The following is a 287-nucleotide window of genomic DNA, read 5'->3' on the forward strand; positions in this document are numbered from 1 at the left end:
CTTCTTCTTCACCGACGGCTACAGCCTCGGCAATCTATGGCTGACGCTCTGGACCACCGCCGTCTGCGGTATCCTGCTTCTGGCGATCGGCCTTCCGATCGCGCTTTACCTTCGGTTCTCGCAGGGGCGATTTGCCGCCTATGTGCAGGGCATGGCGATCTTTCCAATGTTCGTCCCATCGATCATCCTCGCTTATGCGCTGATCAGGACGATCGGCCCGAACGGCACCGTCGACCTGTTGCTGAATTCCGTCGGCCTACCCAAGCTGCGCACGCCCTATCTGACAC

At 59.9% G+C, this 287-nt stretch carries 1 pseudogene; it reads left to right on the forward strand.

The window, feature by feature from the left end:
- Positions 1-287: pseudogene (locus tag AF337_RS04635) on the forward strand (spermidine/putrescine ABC transporter permease); the annotation flags it as partial.

The organism is Rhizobium ecuadorense (genome assembly GCF_001187535.1).
Classification (GTDB): domain Bacteria; phylum Pseudomonadota; class Alphaproteobacteria; order Rhizobiales; family Rhizobiaceae; genus Rhizobium; species Rhizobium ecuadorense.